This window comes from Herbaspirillum sp. B65 (assembly GCF_000333555.1).
In the GTDB taxonomy this organism is placed as follows: Bacteria; Pseudomonadota; Gammaproteobacteria; order Burkholderiales; family Burkholderiaceae_D; genus Herbaspirillum; species Herbaspirillum rubrisubalbicans.
Genome location: NZ_BADI01000229.1, coordinates 1 through 6,073, shown reverse-complemented (window position 1 = coordinate 6,073; position 6,073 = coordinate 1). Strand labels below are relative to the sequence as shown.

The following is a 6,073-nucleotide window of genomic DNA, read 5'->3' as shown; positions in this document are numbered from 1 at the left end:
TAGCTGACGGTAAAACGGACATTCTTCCGGTTGCTGCCCAGCACGCCTCCTTGTTGAGTCAGTCGCATTGAATGCGCTTTTCAAGTTCGGCCGTATTGACCGGGTGGCTGAAGCGCAACTTGAAGACAGCTTGCTTGATGGAAGGCGTCACCGGATCCTGATAAAACTGTTCGCCAACCGCATCGATCTTGAAAACCGGTGCCTGGAAGCTTGCCTGGTAAGTGGCCAAGCGTATCTCCGGGCGGACCAGGGAACGCTCCCAACTGACGGTGTAAGAAGCGCCCACCGGCCAGTCCTCGGTCGGTGTGAAAGTGAGGGTCTTGTCGTCACGCCAATGCCAGGTTCCGGCCAGGGCTGGCTTGATGGTGATCCCCTGGCTGATATCCTTGCCGCTGTCGGCCAATGGCGCCACCGAATGATCGAAGCTGATCTGCAAGGGCTTGGGCAGGCGCGCTTGCGGATCTTCCTGCTCCAGCTCGGTGCGACCGGGTGCCACGATGCTCACCTCCACCTCGACCGGACGGGGCTGCGCCTGCCACCATCGATAGCCCAGCACTGCAGCCACTGACAGCGAGACCAGCAAGATCAGCAGCAGCATGAAGCGCAACGGGCGTCGGGTAATGATGACGGCGAAGTGGTAGAACCGCTGTTGCATCCAGCACCACCAGGCGGGCGCCTGCCATTGCAGGTTCCCCAACAGTTGCCGCAGGATCCAGGCCAGCGGCAACCAGGCCAGCATCAGCGGCATGGCGATCATCTTCGCCACCACCAGCAAGGTACGCAGCAGGGCTGGTACCTCCTCGTTCTTGTTTGGACCCGCTGGGCGCTGCAACATCGTCTATTTCCCCTGGTTAATCATTGGACCTGTGATGTGATGCTGACTTTGTCACCAAGACTAGGGTCTCCAACCATCTCGATGGACTTTGTTGCTTCCAGCAAACCGGTGATTATTTACTGACTTTCAACCTTCGGCAACGTGAGGCCAGCGCTTGCCGACCAAATTCGAATAAAAACTGAGAAACCCTCGTACATAGTTGAGAACGAAGCTCAACGCAGCAAACATGATGAGAAAGCTTTCATCCAGCCATCGAAAAAACCGATATTTGCATCCATCGCCTCCCAAGACGGTGCGCCCGCACGATTTCGGGCATAGAATCGGCGGCGCAATAGCTGTCCCACAAAAAAAGATCCTGACACAAGCTGCCGCCCGGCAGTACGAGACAGGCGCAAGACCGGAATCAACACGGTCCGCCCAATAGATAACGAGGCACATATCATGACGACATCCACTTCTTCGCAATCGAAGTTTTCCACCGTGCTGCGCGTTACCAGCGGCAACTTCATGGAAATGTTCGATTTCTTCCTGTTCGGTTTCTACGCGACGCACATCTCGAAGGCCTTCTTCCCCAGCGATAACGAGTTCGCCTCGCTGATGCTGACCTTCATGACCTTCGGCGCCGGCTTCCTGATGCGTCCGCTGGGTGCCATCATCCTGGGCGCCTACGTGGACCGCGTGGGTCGCCGCCAGGGCCTGATCGTGACCCTGGCCCTGATGGCGCTGGGCACCATGCTCATCGCCTTTGTACCCTCCTACGCCACCATCGGCGCACTGGCTCCGGTCCTGGTGCTGATCGGCCGCCTGCTGCAAGGCTTCTCGGCCGGTGTGGAACTGGGTGGCGTGTCGGTCTACCTGGCCGAAATGGCCACGCCTGGCAACAAGGGCTTTTATGTCAGTTGGCAGTCGGCCAGCCAACAGGTGGCCATCATCGTGGCAGCGGCCATCGGCTATGCCCTCTCGACCACCCTGACCCCGGCCCAGGTCGGTGACTGGGGCTGGCGCATTCCCTTCTTCATCGGTTGCATGATCGTGCCGGTGCTGTTCGTGATTCGCCGCTCGCTGCAAGAAACCGAAGAATTCATGCGCCGCAAGCATCGTCCCAGCACTGGTCAGATCTTCCGCTCCATGATCGAGAACTGGAAGCTGGTGATTGCCGGCATGATGCTGGTGTCGATGACCACCGTGTCGTTCTACCTGATCACGGTCTACACCCCGACCTTCGGCAAGAACGTCCTGAAGCTCTCCACCGAGGCCAGCCTGATCGTGACCCTGTGCGTGGGCCTGTCCAACTTCATTTGGCTGCCCATCATGGGCGCGTTGTCGGACCGCATCGGCCGTCGCCCGATCCTGGTGGTGTTCACCGTGCTGACCATCCTGACCGCCTACCCGGCCGTGAACTGGCTGGTGCATGACGCCACCTTCGCCAAGATGCTGATGGTCGAACTGTGGCTGTCCTTCCTGTACGCCAGCTACAACGGCGCCATGGTGGTCGCGCTGACCGAAGTGATGCCGGCCGATGTGCGCACCGCTGGCTTCTCGCTGGCCTACAGCCTGGCCACCGCGGTCTTCGGCGGCTTCACCCCGGCCATCGCCACCGGCCTGATCCAGGCCACCGGCGACAAGGCAGCCCCGGGCATCTGGATGAGCACGGCCGCGGTGTGCGGCCTGATCGCCACCCTGATCCTGTACCGCAACAAGGCGGCACGGCAGGCAGTGACGGCCTGAAGCAGGATTTCGCAATAGCTATTGAACGGGCCGCTGATGCGGCCCTTTTTTCATATCGACGATATTACGCTGTGCGAATTTCTTCCAACAGGTCAGGATGCCGATCCAACAACCTGAGCAGCTTGACCAAGGCCACTGGCGGCTTTGTCTTGCCATTAAACCAAAAAAACTAATCGATCACGGTAAAGCAGCAAATCGGTCCGGGCTGAATCAAGCCAAATAGAAAAATTTCTTCAAGTCTTATATAAGAGTTGAAGCATTTCCTCCCGCTTAGGAGTAAACTACCGCTGTTTTTTGCCGTGGCTCCCTGGCAGCAATACGCCGGGAACGCCGCCCCGGGAGACGAATTTCCGCGTGGCAAGCCGCAAGGAGATGGCGCCCAGTCCAGGCCGACAGAGCCAGGACAGCCCATCCGGCGCTGCGCGGATCGCACCAAAGCACATCAACACACCAACGCAAGGACATCATCGTGACTACTGGCAACCCGACCATCATCTATACGCTGACCGACGAGGCACCCTATCTGGCGACCCACTCGCTCTTGCCCATCGTCAAGAAGTTCACCGCTCCGGCTGGCATCGACGTCGTCGAAAGCGATATCTCTGTGGCTGCGCGTATCCTGGCTGAATTCCCGGAGTTCCTTACCGATGAGCAGAAAGTCCCCGATAACCTGGCCGCACTGGGTGCCCTGACCCAGGACCCCAACGCCAACATCATCAAGCTGCCCAACATCAGCGCCTCCATCCTGCAACTGCAGGCGGCCATCCGCGAACTGCAGGCACGTGGCTACAAGCTGCCCGACTACCCGGAAAACCCGAGCACCGAAGAAGAAAAGGCCCTGCAAAAGCGTTACGCCAAGATCACCGGTAGCGCCGTGAACCCGGTCCTGCGCGAAGGCAACTCGGACCGCCGCGCCCCCAACGCCGTCAAGAATTACGCCCGCAAGCACCCGCACTCGATGGCCAAGTGGTCCATGGCCTCGCGCACCCACGTGGCGCACATGCACGGCGGCGACTTCTACGCCGGCGAAAAGAGCCTGACCCTGGACAAGGCGGTCGACGTCAAGATGGACCTGGTCACCAAGTCGGGTGAAACCATCGTTCTCAAGCCCAAGCTGTCCCTGCAAGCCGGTGAAATCATCGACAGCATGTTCATGAGCAAGAAGGCCCTGTGTGCCTACTACGAAGAACAGATGCAAGACGCCTTCGAGACCGACCTGCTGCTGTCGGTGCACGTCAAGGCCACCATGATGAAGGTGTCGCACCCGATCGTCTTCGGCCACGCCGTGCGTACCTACTACAAGGACACCTTCACCAAGCACGCCAAGCTGTTCGCCGAGATCGGCGTGAACCCGAACAACGGCATGTCCGGCGTCTACGAAAAGATCAACACCCTGCCCGAAGACAAGAAGGCCGAAGTGCTGGCCGACCTGAAGGCCGATGAAGCCAAGCGTCCGCGCCTGGCCATGGTGGACTCCGCCAAGGGCATCACCAACCTGCACGCCCCCAACGATGTGATCGTCGACGCTTCCATGCCGGCCATGATCCGCGCCGGCGGCAAGATGTGGAACGCGGCCGGCAAGACCGAAGACACCAAGGCCCTGCTGCCGGAATCGACCTTCGCCCGCATCTACCAGGAGATGATCAACTTCTGCAAGACCAACGGCGCCTTCGACCCGACCACCATGGGCACCGTGCCCAACGTCGGCCTGATGGCCCAGAAGGCCGAGGAATACGGTTCGCACGACAAGACCTTCGAAATCGCGCAAGCCGGCGTGGCCCGCATCGTCACCCTGGATGGCCAGGTGCTGCTGGAGCAGAACGTGGAAGAAGGCGACATCTGGCGCATGTGCCAGGTCAAGGACGCCGCGGTCCGTGACTGGGTCAAGCTGGCCGTGACCCGTGCCCGCCTGTCCGGGATGCCGGCCGTGTTCTGGCTGGACCCGTACCGCCCGCACGAAGCCGAACTGATCAAGAAGGTCAACACCTACCTGAAGGATCACGACCTGACTGGTGCCGACATCCAGATCATGTCGCAAGTACGTGCCATGCGTTACACCCTGGAACGCGTCATCCGCGGCCTGGACACCATCTCGGTGACCGGCAACATCCTGCGCGACTACCTGACTGACCTGTTCCCCATCATGGAACTGGGCACCTCGGCCAAGATGCTGTCGATCGTCCCGCTGATGGCCGGTGGCGGCATGTTCGAAACCGGCGCCGGCGGTTCGGCTCCGAAGCACGTGCAACAGCTGGTCGGTGAAAACCACCTGCGCTGGGACTCGCTGGGCGAGTTCCTGGCCCTGGCGGTGTCCATCGAAGAAGTGGGCATCAAGACCGGCAACAACAAGGCCAAGATCCTGGCCAAGACCCTGGACGCGGCCACCGGCAAGCTGCTGGACAACAACAAGTCGCCCTCGCCCAAGACCGGCGAACTGGACAACCGCGGCAGCCACTTCTACCTGGCCCTGTACTGGGCCCAGGAACTGGCCGCACAGAAGGACGACGCCGAACTGGCCAAGCAGTTCGCCCCGCTGGCCAAGGCACTGGCTGACAATGAGCAGAAGATTGTCGAAGAGCTGAACTCGGTGCAGGGCAAGCAAGTGGATATCGGCGGTTACTATCTGCCGGACCGCGAGAAGACCTTCGCCGTGATGCGCCCCAGCGCTACCTTCAACCAGGCGCTGGAATCGGTGTAAGGCGTTGACGCCTGCAGGAGGGTGGATGCTTCGCCCTCCTCAGCAGTGCAAAGAAAAGGCCGCGAACACAAGTTCGCGGCCTTTTCTGTTTGGACTGTCCGGGTGCGGCCTAGCTCCAATTAGCTAGCGATCACCCAATAGGAAATTGCGCCGCACATCCAGTTCCTGCCCCTCGCTGGCCGTCTCATCCTTCAAGGCCACGCCCGACAGGCTGCGCTGGTGCGCCTGCGCCATCAGGTAATGCAGCTTGTAGGCCGCCTCTGGATAGGGCAAGCCTTCCGGTCGCACATTGGAGATGCAGTTGCGGCTGGCATCGGTCAGTCCACGCGCAGGCATCCAGGTCAGGTACAAGCCCATGCTATCGGGCGAACTCAAGCCTGGTCGCTCGCCGATCAGGATCACCACTAGTTTGACGCCCAGCAATTCACCGATCTCATCGGCCACCGCGACCCGCCCCTGCTGCACGATCACCGGAGGCGCCAGCGACCAGCCTTGAGGGGCGATCCTGTGCATCACCTCGGCCAGGAATGGCGCAGCATTACGCACGATGGCCAGGGCTGACAAGCCATCGGCGATGACGAAGCCGACATCGTAGCGACGTTCGCCCACGTTGCCGAAACGCTCAAGCAATTGCTGGCGCGAGGCATCGGACAATCTGCGCCCCAGGTCCGGTCGCTGCAGATACACCAGCCGGTCCGCTGCCGCGCTCTGTACCTGCAGCACATCCTCGGCGCGGCAGATCCATGCTGCTGCAATGATTCTTCAGCGCCTCCACCTCCACGGCAAATGCACCGCATCGCGTGCCTGTGCAT

The 6,073-nt window shown here is 60.5% G+C and carries 4 protein-coding genes and 1 pseudogene; 2 read left to right on the top strand and 3 right to left on the bottom strand.

Features of this window, described 5'->3' with window-relative positions:
• Positions 1-58: 58 nt before the first annotated feature.
• The gene (locus I5W_RS05895; RefSeq protein ID WP_044528547.1) at positions 59-835 is read right to left on the bottom strand and encodes an Ig-like domain-containing protein; all 777 of its coding nucleotides are present in this window, start codon (positions 833-835) and stop codon (positions 59-61) included.
• A 441-nt stretch (positions 836-1,276) separates the two neighbouring features.
• Here I5W_RS05895 and I5W_RS05890 point away from each other — a divergent pair, with 441 nt between their 5' ends.
• A complete protein-coding gene (locus tag I5W_RS05890; protein ID WP_017450560.1) occupies positions 1,277-2,563 on the top strand; it encodes an MFS transporter in 1,287 nt (428 codons plus the stop codon).
• 64 nt (positions 2,564-2,627) lie between these two features.
• Here I5W_RS05890 and I5W_RS29480 read toward each other — a convergent pair.
• Positions 2,628-2,720: pseudogene (locus I5W_RS29480) on the bottom strand (type II toxin-antitoxin system MqsA family antitoxin); the annotation flags it as partial.
• Positions 2,721-3,032: 312 nt separating this feature from the next.
• Here I5W_RS29480 and I5W_RS05885 point away from each other — a divergent pair.
• The gene (locus I5W_RS05885) at positions 3,033-5,261 is read left to right on the top strand and encodes an NADP-dependent isocitrate dehydrogenase (RefSeq protein WP_044528546.1); all 2,229 of its coding nucleotides are present in this window, start codon (positions 3,033-3,035) and stop codon (positions 5,259-5,261) included.
• Between the two features lie 123 nt (positions 5,262-5,384).
• On the opposite strand, the gene eutC is transcribed toward I5W_RS05885, so the two are convergent.
• Positions 5,385-6,002: an ethanolamine ammonia-lyase subunit EutC gene (gene eutC / locus I5W_RS05880; RefSeq protein ID WP_374702119.1), complete on the bottom strand. Its 618-nt coding sequence runs from the start codon at positions 6,000-6,002 to the stop codon at positions 5,385-5,387.
• Positions 6,003-6,073 lie beyond the last annotated feature (71 nt).